Genomic DNA, 13,145 nt, shown 5'->3' with positions numbered 1-13,145 from the left:
TAAGCGTTCATACGCGGAAACCAGGAGAGATCGATGGCTAAGAAAAGCTCCGTCGAGAACAACGAGCGCCGCAGGAAGCTGGTGAAGAAATTCGCCGGCCGCCGGGCCCGTTTGCTCGCAATTGCCAATGACGACAACCAGCCCATGGACGAGCGCTTCCTCGCTCGCCTCAAGCTGGCTGAACTGCCGCGCAACTCGGCCAAGATCCGCATCCGCAATCGTTGCGAGGTGACGGGTCGTCCGCGCGCTTTTTATCGCAAGCTCAAGATGTCGCGTGTCGCGCTGCGTGAGCTCGGTAACAAGGGGCTGGTTCCCGGCCTCGTGAAATCGAGCTGGTGAGGAGTACTGGACAATGGCAATCATTGATCCGCTCGGCGATATGCTGACCCGCATCCGCAATGCGCAGATGCGTCGCAAGTCCCGCGTTTCCACCCCTGGCTCGAAGCTGCGCGCCCGCGTGCTCGACGTGCTGCAGTCCGAGGGCTATATCCGCGGCTACAGCCAGACCGAGTTCGGCAACGGCCGGACGGAGTTCGACATCGAGCTGAAGTATCACGAGGGCCAGCCGGTCATCCGGTCGATCTCGCGTGTTTCGAAGCCCGGCCGTCGCGTTTACTCGTCGGTCGAGACAATGCCGCGCGTGGCCGATGGCCTCGGCGTGACGATCGTCTCGACCCCGCGTGGCGTTATGGCCGATCATGTGGCCCGCGAGCAGAACGTGGGCGGCGAAGTGCTCTGCAAGGTCTTCTGACCTTTCAGGCGCCCCGCTCATCTTCAGGAGAGATCCAATGTCTCGTATCGGTAAGAAGCCGGTCTCGGTTCCCGCAGGCGTCACCGCCACGGTCACCGGCCAGCTGGTCAAGGTCAAGGGCTCGAAGGGCGAGCTCTCCTTCGAGGTGCCCGAGGACGTCTCGGTCGCCATGGAGGACGGTGCGATCGCGGTTCAGCCGCGTTCGCAGTCGAAGCGCGCCCGTGCGCTCTGGGGCACCTCGCGTGCCCGCATCAACAACCTCGTTGTCGGCACCACCGCCGGCTTCGAGAAGCGCCTCGAGATCAACGGCGTCGGCTACAAGGCCGCCGTCGCTGGCAAGGTGCTGAAGCTGTCGCTCGGCTACAGCCACGATATCGACTATGAGATCCCGGCCGGTGTCGCGATCACGACGCCGAAGCCGACGGAGATCGTCGTCGTCGGCATCGACAAGCAGGTCGTCGGCCAGACCGCCGCGGAGATCCGCGACTATCGTGGCCCCGAGCCCTACAAGGGCAAGGGCGTCAAGTACGCCGGCGAGTTCATCTTCCGCAAGGAAGGCAAGAAGAAGTAAGGACGCCAGCCATGAGCAAGCAGAACGATGTGACTGCGCGCCGCAAGGCCCGCGTCCGCCGCGCGATCAAGGCGGTTGCCAACGGCCGCCCGCGCCTTTCGGTGCACCGCACCGGCAAGCAGATCTATGCGCAGGTCATCGACGACGTGAAGGGGGTCACCCTGGCCTCGGCCTCGTCGCTCGACAAGGATCTGCGCGGCGATATCAAGTCCGGCGCCAACGTCGAGTCGGCCGCCATCATCGGCAAGATCGTCGCCGAGCGCGCGGTCAAGGCCGGCGTGACGGACGTGGTCTTCGACCGTGGCCCGTACATGTACCACGGCCGCGTCAAGGCGCTGGCCGAGGCAGCCCGCGAGGGCGGCCTGAGCTTCTGAGGCTACCGGGTTTCGCCCGGCCCGGCGTTCGCGCGCCGGCCGGGCGGCATCCGTTTTCAGGCTTCCCCCAGGCAATGAGGCCGAAGGGGATTTGCTCGAGCGAGCGGCGGAGCCTCAGGCTCTCGTCGCGCAAGTAAGAGGACAGAGATGGCTAGAGAGCCGCGTGAGCGTCGGGATAGCGAAGATTCCGAATTCGTGGATAAGCTCGTCCACATCAACCGTGTCGCCAAGGTGGTGAAGGGTGGTCGTCGCTTCGGCTTCGCCGCGCTCGTCGTCGTCGGCGACCAGAAGGGCCGCGTCGGCTTCGGCCACGGCAAGGCCCGTGAAGTTCCCGAGGCGATCCGCAAGGCGACGGAAGCCGCCAAGCGCGGCCTCGTCCGCATCCCGCTGCGCGAGGGCCGCACCCTCCATCACGACGTGCAGGGCCGCCATGGCGCCGGCAAGGTCGTGCTGCGCGCGGCTCCGGCCGGTACCGGCATCATCGCCGGCGGCCCGATGCGCGCCGTCTTCGAGGCGGTCGGCATGCAGGACGTCGTGTCCAAGTCGCTCGGCTCCTCGAACCCCTACAACCTCGTGCGCGCCACTTTCGACGCGCTGAAGAACGAGGACAGCCCGCGCTCCGTCGCGGCCCGTCGCTCGCTCAAGGTTTCGGCCCTGCAGACCCGTCGCCGCGATGCCGGCACGGATGCGGCTGCGGAAGCGTGAGGAGGGATTCATGGCAAAGGCTGAGAAGACCCTGACCGTCGAGCAGATCGGCTCCCCGATCCGCCGCGACGCCACCCAGCGCCAGACCCTGATCGGTCTCGGCCTGAACAAGATCCGCCGCCGCTCGACCCTCCAGGACACCCCCGCGGTGCGTGGCATGGTCGAGAAGGTCAAGCACCTCGTGCGCGTCGTCGACGCGAATTGAGGAGGGCGACACATGAAACTCAACGAGATTCGTGACAACGAAGGCGCTCTCAAGGAGCGCATCCGCGTCGGCCGTGGTATCGGCTCGGGCAAGGGCAAGACCGGTGGCCGCGGCGTGAAGGGTCAGACCTCGCGCGCCGGTGTCGCCATCAAGGGCTTCGAAGGCGGCCAGATGCCGCTGTATCGTCGCCTGCCCAAGCGCGGCTTCAACAACCTGTTCAGCAAGGATCTGAACGAGGTGAACCTCGGCCGCATCCAGCAGGCCGTCGAAGCCGGTAAGCTCGATGCCAAGGGTGCTGTCACCATCGAGGCGCTCGTCGCCGCCGGTGTCATCACCCGTCAGGCCAAGGATGGCGTCAAGATCCTCGGCGTCGGCGAGCTCAAGACCAAGCTCGCTTTCGAGGTGGCCGGCGCGTCCAAGTCGGCCGTCGCGGCGATCGAGAAGGCGGGCGGCACGGTCAAGATTCTGGCTGCCGCTTCACAGGCGTGATCCTAACGCCTACATGACGTTTGCGAACGGCGGCCGGGCCAGCGCCCAGGCCGCCGTTCGACTGTTTGACGCAAGGCACGCGACCCGAAAACGCACCGCGAGCGCGGCGGGGGATGTGCTTCAATGACTGACTTGAGACCCAAGGACCGGACGCATGGCATCGGCGGCTGAACAGCTTGCGGCAAACCTCAACTTCGGGGCCTTCGCCAAGGCGGACGAACTGAAGAAGCGGATCTGGTTCACGCTGGGGGCGCTCGTCGTCTACCGGCTCGGCACCTATATACCGCTGCCCGGCATGAACCCCGACGCGGTGGCGGACCTGTTCCGCCAGTCGCAGAGCGGCGTGCTCGGCATGTTCAACATGTTCTCGGGCGGCGCCGTCGGCCGTCTCGCCATCTTCGCGCTGGCTATCATGCCGTACATCTCGGCCTCGATCATCGTCCAGCTGCTGTCCAGCGTCATCCCGACCTTCGAGGCGCTGAAGAAGGAAGGCGAGCAGGGCCGCAAGACCCTCAACCAGTACACGCGCTACCTGACGCTGGTGCTGGCCGTATTCCAGGCCTATGCGATCGGCGTCGGCCTGCAGGGCTCGGGCAATCTGGTGCTGGAGCCGGGGCCGTTCTTCCTGCTCTCGACGACGCTCACGCTCGTCGGCGGCACGATGTTCCTGCTCTGGCTCGGCGAACAGATCACCAGCCGCGGCATCGGCAACGGCACCTCGATGATCATCTTCGCGGGCATCATCGCCGAATTCCCGTCGCAGCTCGCCCAGACCCTCGAACTCGGCCGGCAGGGCGCGATCTCGACCGGGCTGCTGCTCGGCGTGCTGGTCATGGCGGTCTGCGTCATCGCCTTCTGCGTGTTCATGGAGCGTGCTCAGCGCCGCCTGCTGATCAACTACCCGAAGCGCCAGGTCGGCAACCGCATGTATGAGGGCCAGACCTCGTTCCTGCCGCTGAAGCTCAACACCTCCGGCGTCATCCCGCCGATCTTCGCCTCGTCGCTGCTGCTCCTGCCGACGACGATCGCGAGCTTCTCGCAGGCTTCGGGCGGGACGGGCTTCCTCTCCATCATCGCGACCTATCTCGCGCATGGCCGGCCGCTGTTCATGATCCTCTACGCGGCGCTGATCATCTTCTTCTGCTTCTTCTACACCGCGATCGTGTTCAACCCGGTCGAGACGGCGGACAACCTCAAGAAGCATGGCGGCTTCATGCCGGGCATCCGCCCCGGCGAGCGCACGGCCGAGCATATCGACCGTATCCTCACCCGCATCACCGTGCTCGGCGCCGGCTATCTGACGATCGTCTGCCTTATCCCCGAGTTCATGATCACCTATGCTCAGATCCCGATCATCCTGCTGGGCGGCACTTCGCTGCTCATCGTGGTGACGACGACGATGGACACCGTGGCTCAAGTTCACGGACATCTGCTGGCCCATCAGTACGAAGGGCTGGTCAAGAAGGCCAAATTGCGAGGAGCGAGGCGCTAAATGCGGTTGATTTTCCTGGGGCCGCCGGGGGCGGGCAAAGGCACTCAGGCGGCGCGCATCGTCGCGAAGCATGGCATTCCGCAACTCTCGACCGGTGACATGCTGCGCGCGGCTGTCAGCGCCGGCACGCCGATCGGCCAGAAGGCCAAGGCCGTGATGGATGCGGGCGGGCTCGTCTCCGACGAGATCGTCATCGGCATCGTCGCCGACCGCATCGAAGAGGCGGATGCCAAGAAGGGCTTCATCCTCGACGGCTTCCCGCGGACGCTGGCGCAGGCCGAGGCGCTCGACCGGATGCTGGAGAGCAAGGGCGTGAAGCTCGACGCCGTGCTGGAACTCAAGGTCGACCAGAGCAAGCTCGTCGACCGTATCGTCCGCCGCGCCGAAGAGGCGAAAGCCGCCGGCCAGCCGGTGCGCAAGGATGATGATCCGGAAGTCTTCAAGACCCGGCTCGAGGCCTATAACCGCGATACGGCGGTGGTTGCGCCCTATTATGAGAAGCGCGGTCAGCTGACCCCGATCGACGGCATGCAGCCGATCGACAGCGTCTCCGAAGTGATCGCGAACGCATTGTCCGTGGCGGCGCAGGGCTGATCCGCCGGCGGCCACAAACTCGAAGCAGATACCGAACCCGGACAGGCCGAACGGCCTCTCCGGGTTTTTTCGTTCGGCGGTGCGCTTTTGCGTGCCGGCCTTTGTCTTTTCTCGGCCTGCCCGTGCGTTGACAGGCACAGGCCCGCCGGATGTGCTGACTGCAAGCCGCGAAAAGCGGTGTGAAGCGCCCGTCGACCGGGAGCGAAGCGGTTTTCCGGTCCGGCGCAGGACAGGGAGCAGGCGCATGACGACGAGATGGGGTGCATTGCTGGTCGCCAGCACGCTGGCGCTGATGCCGGCTGCGGCGCGGGCGCAGGATGCGGTCAAGATCGGCATCCTCAACGACCAGTCGGGCAACTATGCCGAATTCGGCGGGCTTGGCTCGGTCGAGGCGGCGAAGCTGGCGATCGAGGATTTCGGCGGTTCGGTGCTTGGCAAGCCAATCGAGATCGTCGCGGCCGACCACCAGAACAAGCCCGACGTCGCCGCCGGACTGGCGCGGCGCTGGTACGATGTCGACGGCGTCACCGCCATCGCCGACCTAACGAACTCGGCGGTCGCGCTGGCCGTAGGCGGGATCGCCAAGGAACGCCAGAAGGTCGCGCTCTACAATGGGCCGGCGACGACCCGGCTGTTCAACGAGGATTGCTCGGCGACCGGCTTCATGTGGACCTTCGACACCGCGACCTCGGCCAAGGGCACGGCGCTGTCGGTGCTGCGCGAGGGCGGCGACAGCTGGTACATCATTGCCGCCGACTATGCCTTCGGCCATCAGCTTACCGCGGATATCGAGGCCATCGTCGCGGCCAATGGCGGCAAGACGCTCGGCACGGTGCGGGCGCCGCTCTCCACGCCGGACTTCTCCTCCTTCCTGCTGCAGGCGCAGGCCTCGAAGGCGAAGATCGTCGCCTTCGCCAATGCCGGCACAGACACGATCAACTCGGTCAAGCAAGCCGGCGAGTTCGGCCTCGTCGATGGCGGGCAGAAGCTCGCCGCGATGGTCGTGGTGCTGAGCGACGTGCACGGCCTCGGCCTCGACAAGGCCAAGGGGCTGATCACCACCACCGCTTATTATCACGATGCCGACAAGCCGAGCCGCGACTGGGCGGACCGCTATATGGCGCGAACGAAGAAGATGCCGGGCATGATCCAGGCCAGCGTCTATTCCTCGGTGCTGCACTATCTCAAGGCGGTGAAGGCGGCGGGCACTGCCGCGGGTCCTGCGGTTGCCGCAAAGATGCGGGAGATGCCGGTCGAGGATTTCTATGCGCCCGGTGCCAAGGTCCGCGAAGACGGGCGGCTGATGAACGACATGCTGCTGGTCGAGGTTAAGGCGCCGGCGGCCTCGAAGGCTCCATGGGACTACTTCAAGGTCGTCCGCAGGATCCCGGCATCCGAGATCATCGCGCCGCTTTCGGAGAGCAAGTGCAGCTTGGTGAAGAAGTAAGCGGTCGCACTCAGGCGCGTCATTCCGGGCGGAGCAAAGCGGAGACCCGGAATCCATCGTAAAGCACGGTACTCTTCGATGGATTCCGGATCGGCGCGGCTTCGCCGCTTGTCCGGAATGACGGAGCCCCGTATGGCAGCGTTGGCTACGGCCTTGACCTGACAGTGCTTCGGCCGCTTTGCCGGCCTTGGCATGTTTCTTGGGTGCGAGGGTTGACTCGTGTCGCCCGACCGGTTAACGACCCGCCATCCGGTTCCAATGGGAGCGATGCCGTTACCCTCGCGAGAGGGGGCGACGTCGCGTTACTGCGTGGAGCCGTTCAACGTCCTGCATGAGCCGGCCTCCACCGGACGCAGGATTTTTTCCCACCGCCGGAGTGCCATCGGGCATGCCGGCCGACATGGAGATGAGACCATGGCTCGTATCGCGGGCGTTAACATTCCGACCGGCAAGCGCGTCGTCATCGGCCTTCAGTACATCCACGGCATTGGTTCGGCCAAGGCTCAGGAGATCTGCGAGAAGGTCGGCATCGCCGCCGAGCGCCGCGTCAACCAGCTGACCGACGCCGAAGTGCTTCAGATCCGTGAGGCGATCGACCGCGACTATCTCGTCGAGGGCGATCTGCGCCGTGAAGTCTCGATGAACATCAAGCGCCTGATGGACCTTGGCTGCTATCGCGGCCTGCGCCATCGCCGCTCGCTGCCGGTCCGCGGCCAGCGCACGCACACCAACGCCCGCACCCGCAAGGGTAAGGCGAAGCCGATCGCCGGCAAGAAGAAGTGAGTTTCGGCGGGCCGGCTAACCGGCCCGCTGTATTTACGCCGGCTGACCCGTATCGGGCGGCCGGCATCCCCAGCGCCTGGCATGACGGGCGCGCCTGAAGGATGGAAGAAGAGATATGGCTAAGGAAGCCCAGCGCGTCCGTCGTCGCGAACGCAAGAACATCGTCTCCGGCGTCGCGCATGTGAACGCCTCGTTCAACAACACCATGATCACCATCACCGACGCGCAGGGCAACACGATCTCGTGGTCCTCGGCCGGCACGATGGGCTTCAAGGGTTCGCGCAAGTCGACCCCTTATGCCGCGCAGGTCGCCGCCGAAGACGCCGCCCGCAAGGCTGCCGAGCACGGCATGCGCACCCTCGAGGTCGAGGTGACGGGTCCGGGTTCGGGCCGCGAATCGGCGCTGCGCGCACTGCAGGCCGCGGGTTTCACCGTGACCTCGATCCGCGACGTCACGCCGATCCCGCACAATGGTTGCCGTCCGCGCAAGCGCCGTCGCGTCTGACGTCTGACCATTGCACGAGGCGCCCGCAGGGGCGGGCGCCTGTCCGGGGCGGCGGTGGCCGCCAGATGAATTCAGCACCAGGAGTGCGGTCGTGATCAGCAAGAACTGGCAGGATCTTTCCAAGCCGAACAAGCTCGAAGTCAAGGTCGGAGACGACCCGAAACGTCAGGCCACCGTGATCGCGCGTCCGCTCGAGCGCGGCTTCGGCATGACGCTCGGCAATGCGCTCCGTCGCGTGCTGCTGTCCTCGCTCCAGGGCGCGGCCGTCACCGCCGTCCAGATCGACGGCGTGCTGCACGAGTTCTCCTCGATTCCGGGTGTCCGCGAGGACGTCACCGACATCGTCCTCAACATCAAGGCCGTCGCGGTCAAGATGCAGGGCGAGGGACCGAAGCGCATGACCCTGCGCAAGTCGGGCCCGGGCACCGTCACCGCCGGCGACATCAACACCATCGGCGACGTCTCGATCCTCAACCCCGACCTCGTGCTCTGCACGCTGGACGATGGGGCCGAGATCCGGATGGAGTTTACGGTCAACACCGGCAAGGGCTACGTCCCGGCCGAGCAGAACCGTCCCGAGGACGCGCCGATCGGCCTGATCCCGGTCGACAGCCTGTACTCGCCGGTCAAGAAGGTTTCCTACCGCGTCGAGAACACCCGCGAGGGCCAGAACCTCGACAAGGATTCGTTGACCCTCCAGATCGAGACCAACGGCTCGGTCACCCCCGAGGACGCGCTGGCGCTCGCCGCCCGCATCCTGCAGGACCAGCTCGCCGTCTTCATCACCTTCGAGGAGCCGCGCAAGGAAGAGGCCGTCTCGACCGCGCCGCAGCTGCCTTTCAACCCGGCGCTGCTCAAGAAGGTCGACGAACTCGAGCTCTCTGTGCGTTCGGCGAACTGCCTGAAGAACGACAACATCGTCTATATCGGCGACCTCATCCAGAAGTCCGAGGGCGAGATGCTGCGCACCCCGAACTTCGGCCGCAAGTCGCTGAACGAGATCAAGGAAGTGCTGGCGACCATGGGCCTGCATCTGGGCATGGACGTCCAGGGCTGGCCGCCGGAGAACATCGAAGAGCTCGCCAAGCGCTTCGAGGAGCACTACTGAGCCTCAACCGGCGCGGGAGGCATCCCGCGCCATCCCGCCCGGCTCATGCGAGCCGGAGCATAAGGAACGGCCGTTCCGTGGCACGGCGGCCGTAAGCAACGAAGGAGCCAAACAATGCGTCACGGATTCCGCGGCCGCCGTTTCAACCGCACGGCCGAGCATCGCCAGGCGATGTTCGCGAACATGGCCCAGGCCCTGATCAAGCACGAGCAGATCACCACCACGCTGCCGAAGGCGAAGGACCTGCGTCCGGTCGTCGAGAAGCTCATCACGCTCGGCAAGCGCGGCGACCTGCACGCCCGCCGCCAGGCGATCTCGCAGATCAAGGATGTCGCCCTCGTCGCCAAGCTCTTCGCCGTGCTCGGGCCGCGCTACAAGGAGCGCAACGGCGGCTATCTCCGCATCATGAAGGCGGGCTTCCGCTTCGGCGACAACGCTCCGATGGCGATCATCGAGTTCGTCGACCGCGACGTCGACGCCAAGGGCAAGGACTCCGGTCCGGTGTTCACGGCGGAAGACGAAGCGGCCTGATCGGCCTCTGTTCGGTTCGATTTCGGAAAGGGCGGTCTTCGGGCCGCCCTTTCTTTTTGGCTGTGTGGCGCGTCGGCGTGAAATCTCTCAGGCAGGCCGGCGGGCGAGTTCTCCGGCGAGGTCGAGGAGCGCATCGACGGGCTGCGTCGGAAGGTCGTTGTCGGGTGTCACGCCGTAGAGCCCGAAGATGAAATGCGTGGTCTCGTCATGCTCGGCGACGCCCATCGCCCAGCCCGAGAAGAGCCGCTCCACAATCGGCCTTTCTTCCAATATGCGCAGATCGGTATGGCGCGGATCCGCCATGATGCGGCCGTAGGTTTCCCGCACATGGGAAATCTCGCCCTCCAGCACCTGCGCAAACGCATTTCGCGTGACGAGCAGGAACCCGGTGACCCGGTTTTCCTGGTTGGAGCGACGGGCGCTCGCCAGCATTCTGTCGAGTTCCGCGCGTCGGCCGGAGTCGTCGAGGAGGCTGTGGCTGGCGTAGACAAGCCGGGTCAGGCTCATGAGATATGTCCCTGGCGGCTTGCGAAGCCCGCGGAGTTGCACGACATGTCGGTTCGGAACCGCGGCGCGTCGAGATGGGTATATGAAGGACGCTGCACGTCGGTTCATTTCCAACGTGTGCCGGCGGCTTTTTGTTTCACGATGAGGACAGCATGACCGAACGCTTCGCAGGAAACCGCAGGAAGCTGGCCGCCGCCGCGTTCGCATGCGCGCTGGGGGCGGCAGTCGCCCCCTGGCCGGCGCTCGGTCAGGCCCGGCAGGTCCCCGAGACGCGCGAGCAGGTGACGCTGTCCTTCGCGCCGCTGGTGAAGCGCACGGCTTCCTCGGTGGTGAACGTCTACGGGGCGCGCGTCGAGAAGCGGCCGCAGAACCCGTTCATGGACGATCCCTTCTTCCGGCGCTTCTTCGGAGATGGCGGCTTCGGCGTGCCGCGCGAGCGGGTGCAGCGCTCGCTGGGCTCCGGCGTGGTGGTCGACGCGGGCGCGGGCCTCGTGGTGACCAACAACCACGTCATCGAGAACATGAGCGAGGTGAAGGTCGCCTTCGCCGACAAGCGCGAGGTCGAGGCCACGATCCTGCTGCGCGACCCGCGCACCGATCTCGCCGTGCTGAAGCTCGCCGACACCAAGAACCTGTCCGCGATCGAGCTCGCCGATACCGACGAACTCCAGGTCGGCGACATCGTGCTCGCCATGGGCAATCCCTTCGGCGTCGGCCAGACGGTGACGCAGGGCATCGTATCGGCGCTCGCCCGCACGCAGATCGGCGTGGGCGATGCGCAGTCCTTCATCCAGACCGATGCGGCGATCAATCCCGGCAATTCGGGCGGCGCGCTGGTCGACATGAAGGGGCGTGTCGTCGGCATCAACACCGCAATCTATTCGCGCTCGGGCGGCAGCGTAGGCATCGGCTTCGCGATTCCCTCGGCGATGGTGCGTCTTGTCGTCGACAGCGCCAAGGCCGGCGTCAAGACCGTGCGGCGGCCGTGGCTCGGCGCGCGTCTGCAGAGCCTGACCGCCGATGTCGCGGACGGACTCGGGCTCGACCGGCCGGCCGGATCGGTCGTCGCCAGCGTCGTCGAGAAGGGGCCGGCCGATCAGGCAGGCCTGCGCCGGTCCGACGTGGTCCTTTCGGTCGACGGCGCCGCGGTCGATGATCCGGAAGCTTTCGGCTATCGCTTCGCCACAAGGCCGATCGGCGGCACGACCGCGCTCACCGTGCTGCGCGGCGGCAAGAAGATCGACATTGCGATCAAGCTCGTCGCCGCGCCCGAGACGCGGCCGCGCGACGCGGTGAAACTGACCAGCCGTTCCCCGCTCGCGGGCCTGACGGTGGCGAATCTCTCGCCGGCGCTGGCCGAGGAGCTTTCGATCGACACCGGCAATGAAGGTGTCGTCGTCAGCGAGATCGAGGACGGCAGCACCGGCGCCAATATAGGCTTCCAGAAGGGGGACCTGATCATGGCGCTCAACGGCGAGCGGATGGCCAATTCGCGCGAGGTCGAGACCGCCCTGAAGGATCGCAAGCGAGCCTGGGAGGTGACCATCTCCCGCAACGGCCAGACCATCACCTCGGTCTTCCCGGGGTGAGATTCGCGGTTGATCCATGCCGTCATTCCGGGGCCTCGCGGAGCGAGGAGCCCGGAATCCATGAACACCGGACGATTGTGGAAATGGCGGGACGGTGGGGACTTCGATGAACAAGAGCCGTGTTCATGGGTTCCGGGCTCGCTGCTCCGCAGCGCCCCGGAATGACGGTTGTGGTTCCCAGCCATGAGCGATCTCTTCTCCGCCTCGGGGCTCGACAAGTCGGGTCCCCGCCCGCTTGCCGACCGCCTACGGCCAACGACGCTCGCCGAGGTCGCCGGGCAGGAGCATCTGACCGGGCCGGACGGCGCGCTGACGCGGCTCGTCGCCTCCGGCTCTGTCGGCAGCCTGATCTTCTGGGGCCCGCCCGGCACCGGCAAGACCACGGTGGCGCGACTTCTCGCCGGCCTCGTCGATCTCGGCTTCGAGCAGATCAGCGCGATCTTCTCCGGCGTCGCCGATCTCAAGCGGGTGTTCGAAGCGGCGCGTGGGCGCCGGCTGGGCGGCAAGGGCACGCTGCTCTTCGTCGACGAGATCCATCGCTTCAACCGGGCTCAGCTCGACGCCTTCCTGCCCGTCATGGAGGACGGCACGATCACGCTGATTGGCGCGACGACTGAGAACCCGTCCTTCGCGCTCAATGCGGCGCTGCTGTCGCGGGCGCGCGTCCTGACCTTCAAATCGCTGGACGAGGGCTCGCTGCTCTTTCTGCTCGGCCGCGCGGAGGTGCTGGAGAACAGGGAGCTGCCGCTGACGCCGGAAGCGCGGCTGGCGCTCGCGCGCTTCGCCGATGGCGACGGGCGCGCGGTGCTGACGCTGGCAGAGGAGATCTGGCGTGCGGCCAAGCCCGGCGAGATCCTCGACGAAGCCGGCTTGTCGGAGGTTATACAGCGCCGGGCGCCGATCTACGACAAGGCGCAGGACGGCCACTACAATCTGATCTCGGCCCTGCACAAGACGATCCGCGGCTCCGATCCCGATGCCGCGCTCTATTATTTCGCGCGCATGCTCGATGCCGGCGAAGACCCGCGTTTCCTGGCGCGGCGGCTGGTCCGGATGGCGGTGGAGGATATCGGGCTCGCCGATCCCCAGGCCCTGATGCATGCGCGGGCGGCCGCACAGACCTATGAGCAGCTCGGCACGCCGGAGGGCGAGCTCGCTTTGGCCAATTGCGTGATCTATCTGGCGACGGCGCCGAAATCGAACGCTGCTTATTCCGCCTACAAGGCGGCAGTGCGGATCGCGAAGGACCGCGGTTCGCTCATGCCGCCCAAGACCATCCTCAACGCGCCGACGAAGCTGATGCGCGAGGAGGGCTATGGGGCCGACTACGCTTATGACCACGACCAGCCGGACGCCTTTTCCGGGCAGAACTACTGGCCGGACGCGCTGGGCCGGCAGCGCTTCTACGATCCGCCGGAGCGCGGCTACGAGCGCGAGATCCGCAAGCGGCTGGAATATTGGGAGCGGCTGCGCCAGGAGCGTGGCGAGGGGTAA

Annotated in this window: 17 protein-coding genes; 16 read left to right on the top strand and 1 reads right to left on the bottom strand. The window is 66.0% G+C overall.

Translation table 11 applies throughout. The annotated features are described in order from the left end of the window. Positions 1 to 33 precede the first annotated feature (33 nt). The 14 genes from rpsN to rplQ all read left to right on the top strand — a co-directional run bounded on the left by rpsN (position 34) and on the right by rplQ (position 9,555). Positions 34 to 339: a 30S ribosomal protein S14 gene (rpsN, locus tag NWE53_RS07805; RefSeq protein WP_199085556.1), complete on the top strand. Its 306-nt coding sequence runs from the start codon at positions 34 to 36 to the stop codon at positions 337 to 339. A gap of 13 nt (positions 340 to 352) precedes the next feature. Further along, a complete protein-coding gene (gene rpsH, locus NWE53_RS07800) occupies positions 353 to 751 on the top strand; it encodes a 30S ribosomal protein S8 (protein WP_047582049.1) in 399 nt (132 codons plus the stop codon). Positions 752 to 788: 37 nt separating this feature from the next. After that, positions 789 to 1,322 (top strand): 50S ribosomal protein L6, encoded by a 534-nt coding sequence (gene rplF, locus NWE53_RS07795; RefSeq protein ID WP_265053775.1) that lies wholly within the window; start codon positions 789 to 791, stop codon positions 1,320 to 1,322. Between the two features lie 11 nt (positions 1,323 to 1,333). Beyond that, a complete protein-coding gene (rplR, locus tag NWE53_RS07790) occupies positions 1,334 to 1,696 on the top strand; it encodes a 50S ribosomal protein L18 (protein WP_265053774.1) in 363 nt (120 codons plus the stop codon). A gap of 147 nt (positions 1,697 to 1,843) precedes the next feature. Further along, on the top strand, positions 1,844 to 2,401 hold the full coding sequence (gene rpsE, locus NWE53_RS07785) for a 30S ribosomal protein S5 (RefSeq protein ID WP_038365418.1): 558 nt from the start codon (positions 1,844 to 1,846) through the stop codon (positions 2,399 to 2,401). 10 nt (positions 2,402 to 2,411) lie between these two features. Next, complete coding sequence (gene rpmD, locus NWE53_RS07780; RefSeq protein ID WP_265053773.1) at positions 2,412 to 2,606, top strand: 50S ribosomal protein L30; 195 nt, start codon at positions 2,412 to 2,414, stop codon at positions 2,604 to 2,606. Positions 2,607 to 2,618: 12 nt separating this feature from the next. Further along, entirely contained in the window at positions 2,619 to 3,095 is a 477-nt protein-coding gene (rplO, locus tag NWE53_RS07775) for a 50S ribosomal protein L15 (RefSeq protein WP_265053772.1), read from the top strand. Between the two features lie 154 nt (positions 3,096 to 3,249). After that, positions 3,250 to 4,587, top strand: coding sequence for a preprotein translocase subunit SecY (secY, locus tag NWE53_RS07770; RefSeq protein ID WP_265053771.1), 1,338 nt, complete (start codon positions 3,250 to 3,252; stop codon positions 4,585 to 4,587). Further along, the gene (locus tag NWE53_RS07765; protein WP_265053770.1) at positions 4,588 to 5,181 is read left to right on the top strand and encodes an adenylate kinase; all 594 of its coding nucleotides are present in this window, start codon (positions 4,588 to 4,590) and stop codon (positions 5,179 to 5,181) included. It begins immediately after the preceding gene. 244 nt (positions 5,182 to 5,425) lie between these two features. Further along, the gene (locus NWE53_RS07760) at positions 5,426 to 6,628 is read left to right on the top strand and encodes an ABC transporter substrate-binding protein (RefSeq protein WP_265053769.1); all 1,203 of its coding nucleotides are present in this window, start codon (positions 5,426 to 5,428) and stop codon (positions 6,626 to 6,628) included. Between the two features lie 414 nt (positions 6,629 to 7,042). Next, positions 7,043 to 7,411: a 30S ribosomal protein S13 gene (gene rpsM, locus NWE53_RS07755; protein WP_265053768.1), complete on the top strand. Its 369-nt coding sequence runs from the start codon at positions 7,043 to 7,045 to the stop codon at positions 7,409 to 7,411. A gap of 115 nt (positions 7,412 to 7,526) precedes the next feature. Further along, on the top strand, positions 7,527 to 7,916 hold the full coding sequence (gene rpsK, locus NWE53_RS07750) for a 30S ribosomal protein S11 (protein ID WP_043237079.1): 390 nt from the start codon (positions 7,527 to 7,529) through the stop codon (positions 7,914 to 7,916). A 91-nt stretch (positions 7,917 to 8,007) separates the two neighbouring features. Further along, the gene (locus NWE53_RS07745) at positions 8,008 to 9,024 is read left to right on the top strand and encodes a DNA-directed RNA polymerase subunit alpha (protein WP_265053767.1); all 1,017 of its coding nucleotides are present in this window, start codon (positions 8,008 to 8,010) and stop codon (positions 9,022 to 9,024) included. A gap of 114 nt (positions 9,025 to 9,138) precedes the next feature. Next, complete coding sequence (gene rplQ / locus NWE53_RS07740) at positions 9,139 to 9,555, top strand: 50S ribosomal protein L17 (RefSeq protein ID WP_265053766.1); 417 nt, start codon at positions 9,139 to 9,141, stop codon at positions 9,553 to 9,555. Positions 9,556 to 9,642: 87 nt separating this feature from the next. On the opposite strand, the gene NWE53_RS07735 is transcribed toward rplQ, so the two are convergent. Beyond that, positions 9,643 to 10,062, bottom strand: coding sequence for a BLUF domain-containing protein (locus NWE53_RS07735; RefSeq protein WP_265053765.1), 420 nt, complete (start codon positions 10,060 to 10,062; stop codon positions 9,643 to 9,645). A 152-nt stretch (positions 10,063 to 10,214) separates the two neighbouring features. On the opposite strand from NWE53_RS07735, the gene NWE53_RS07730 reads away from it, so the two are divergent. Further along, a complete protein-coding gene (locus NWE53_RS07730) occupies positions 10,215 to 11,651 on the top strand; it encodes a DegQ family serine endoprotease (RefSeq protein WP_265053764.1) in 1,437 nt (478 codons plus the stop codon). A 183-nt stretch (positions 11,652 to 11,834) separates the two neighbouring features. Then, the gene (locus NWE53_RS07725; protein WP_265053763.1) at positions 11,835 to 13,145 is read left to right on the top strand and encodes a replication-associated recombination protein A; all 1,311 of its coding nucleotides are present in this window, start codon (positions 11,835 to 11,837) and stop codon (positions 13,143 to 13,145) included.

It is taken from the genome of Bosea sp. NBC_00550 (genome assembly GCF_026020075.1).
In the GTDB taxonomy this organism is placed as follows: domain Bacteria; phylum Pseudomonadota; class Alphaproteobacteria; order Rhizobiales; family Beijerinckiaceae; genus Allobosea.
The sequence above is the reverse complement of the archived record's forward strand: the minus strand, read 5'-3'. Positions and strand labels throughout refer to the sequence as shown.